Source organism: Lactobacillus sp. (assembly GCF_051873315.1).
Taxonomy (GTDB): Bacteria; Bacillota; Bacilli; order Lactobacillales; family Lactobacillaceae; genus Lactobacillus.
On sequence record NZ_JBJEES010000045.1, the window covers coordinates 1 to 2,917 of the forward strand.

Annotated in this window: 4 protein-coding genes; all 4 read left to right on the forward strand. The window is 46.1% G+C overall.

Annotation, left to right across the window (positions count from 1 at the left end; all coding sequences use genetic code 11):
* Positions 1-726, forward strand: a 726-nt coding sequence (locus tag ACI32D_RS02510) for an aminotransferase class I/II-fold pyridoxal phosphate-dependent enzyme (protein WP_439775077.1), incomplete at its 5' end; no start/stop codon positions are given.
* 98 nt (positions 727-824) lie between these two features.
* Complete coding sequence (locus tag ACI32D_RS02515; protein WP_439775078.1) at positions 825-1,412, forward strand: peptidylprolyl isomerase; 588 nt, start codon at positions 825-827, stop codon at positions 1,410-1,412.
* Positions 1,413-1,443: 31 nt separating this feature from the next.
* Positions 1,444-1,980: an SLAP domain-containing protein gene (locus tag ACI32D_RS02520; protein ID WP_439775079.1), complete on the forward strand. Its 537-nt coding sequence runs from the start codon at positions 1,444-1,446 to the stop codon at positions 1,978-1,980.
* A 226-nt stretch (positions 1,981-2,206) separates the two neighbouring features.
* Positions 2,207-2,764, forward strand: coding sequence for a GNAT family N-acetyltransferase (locus ACI32D_RS02525; protein ID WP_439775080.1), 558 nt, complete (start codon positions 2,207-2,209; stop codon positions 2,762-2,764).
* Positions 2,765-2,917 lie beyond the last annotated feature (153 nt).

Genomic DNA, 2,917 nt, shown 5'->3' on the forward strand with positions numbered 1-2,917 from the left:
GGCTTCAATTTAACGCCAGAACGGCTGGAAGCAGAAATTAAGGCGGCCGGTGACCGGGTTAAGGCAATCATGCTCAACTACCCCTGCAACCCAACAGGGCGGACTTATTCAAAAGATGAATTAACTGCTTTGGCGGAAGTGATTAAGAAGCACCACTTGCTGGCAATCTGTGATGAAATCTACAGTGAACTGACTTACGACCAAGAACACTTCTCCTTGGCAAGCTTGTTGCCTGGGCAGGTAATCTTGATCAGCGGCTTGTCTAAGTCACACGCCATGACTGGCTACCGGCTTGGCTATATCGCGGCTCCGGCAAGTTTATTGCCAAATGTCGCAAAGGCACACAGCTTCATGGTGACCTGCGTGGACAACATTGCCCAAGATGCGGCGATTGAAGCTTTGACAAATGGTCTTGAGGATCCAAAGGAATTTAAGGCTGCCTACCAACGCCGGCGGGATTTCATGGTTGAAAATTTGACCAAGCTCGGTTTTGAAATGGCCGTTCCGCAAGGGGCATTTTATATTTTTGCCAAGATTCCGGAGAAATTCGGCAGTGATGACTTTGCCTTTGCCAAAGATGTGGCCAGAAAGGCACGAGTGGGTCTGATTCCAGGCAGCGTATTTGGCGAAGGATCAGCTGGCTATGTCCGCTTCTCTTATGCGGCAGCTGACGACAAGCTGGCAGAAGTAGTTAAGCGGCTTGGCGAATATGTGACTCAGCTCTAATATTTTTCCTAAGACAGCTCTTCGCTGTCTTTTTTGGTGCCGAATGATATAATTTAGAAAGAATCTAAAGAATCAATATGACAAGGAGCATTTAAATAATGTCTGAATACCCACAACTTAACCTTGACCAAGTCAAGGGCCCAAAGGCGACTATCAAGACCAACCACGGCGACATCGTCATCCAGCTTTTCCCAGAAGAAGCACCAATGACCGTTGAAAACTTCGTCCGCTTGGCACAAAAGGGCTACTACGACGGCGTAACCTTCCACCGGGTGATCAGCGACTTCATGATCCAAGGCGGGGACCCGGAAGGTACTGGTGCCGGCGGTCAAAGCATCTGGGGCCACAACTTTGAAGACGAATTCTCTAACGAACTCTTCAACCTGCGCGGGGCTTTATCAATGGCCAACGCTGGTCCAAACACCAACGGCTCACAATTCTTTATCGTGCAAAACAAAAACATGCCGAAGCGCTTCATTCAACAATTGCGCGATGCTCAATACCCAGAAGAAGTTGTCAAGGCTTACAAGCAAGGTGGCACGCCATGGCTTGACCACAGACACACTGTTTTTGGCCATGTAACTGACGGCATGGATGTTGTTGACGAAATTGCCAAGGTTGCCAAGGATGGCAACGACAAGCCACTTGAAGACGTGGTAATCACGACTGTTGAGATTGCTGACTAAGAGTAAGTAAGAAAGGTTTGCGTGAACAAGAGTGAAGTTAAAACGGCTTTGGCTCGTTAAGTTATTATTTGTACTGGCTTTTGCCATTATTTTGGCGCCAAAGGCAAAGACTACGGCAGCTTCAGATGCTGACAAACCGTTTTACAAGAATGCCATGGTCAACACTTATGTCTACGACGAAAAAGGCAAACGGACCAAGGACAAGAAGATCACGGCCGGCAAGGCCGTTGGTTGCTACAGCTTGATCAATTATGTCGATGACAAGCCGTATATCATGATCGGCCAGAACAAGTATGTGGCATATATGAACGTGATTGGCTTGGATTGCCAGCTGAACCACAACAGCTACATTTATTCCAGCAGCGGCAAACGGATGAAAAATTCCGGAGTTTTGCTGAAGAATGGCTCGGTAACTGTCTACGGCGGCAAGAAAAAGATCAATGGCAGCAAGTACTGGGCAATTGGTGTTGGCTTGTATGTCAAGGCAAGCAATATCGAAACGCCTAAAGGCGAAGTGACTAGCGATCCAACTACGCAGAACCAAACAACTGAACCGCAAACATCTTAAACTTGAGCACTGCAAATGCAGTGCTTTTTTGTTTGGAGGGGATACGATTTCGTTTTAATCTAATAGTTCGAATAATACATATTATGTAAAGCTGAATGGAAGAATCTGCGCGAGAGGACGCTGATTACCCGCAGATGGTCATTTTGCACGGTAGTATTTGATACTGCGCTCTGATATAATTCAGATAATCTTTTTGACAATTGCTTTTAGATTGGAGATGAAATCAATGTTTAGCTACAAGATCAACGATGAATTAGAGTTAGCCGTGCCAAGACTGACTGATGGCGAAGCCTTGTATGACTTGATTGACAGAAACCGGGACAATTTGTCCTACTACTTGCCTTGGGTTGATCACGTTCATGACGTGCAAGCTGAGACTGACGCTATAAAGCGTGGTTTAGTCAGGTTTGCTGAAGGCAAAGCCTTGGACCTGCACATTTGGTACCATGGCCGTTTAGCTGGTAAAGTCAGCTTAAATTCAATTGATGCGATGTATTCCGAGGCAGATATTGGCTACTTTTTGGGCAAAGAATTTAGAGGCCGCGGGATCATGACGCTGGCTACCCGGGCAATTATCGATATCGCCTTTGAGGAATATGGCCTGCACAGAATTCAGCTGCAGTGCGCTGTAGACAATCTGCCAAGCAATAATGTGGCTAAACGACTGGGGATGCGGTTTGAAGGCTGCCATAAGGGCCGGCTGATCCTCAGAGACGGCTACCATGACAGCAATGAGTACGCGGTGCTTGCTGAAGAATGGCCTGATTTGCAGGAAAAGTTCTGATCTGCCCTTGCTTAGAGTTCCAAGTTTTAGTGCTGATTTTACGTGTGTGTTAGTTTAAAACTATAATTTTAATGACAGAAGTTTGAAATGCTCTTTTGGCTCAAGGATTTGCTTTTTAGCAAGTTTACTGAGTTTTTGAGCATTTTTTCTTTT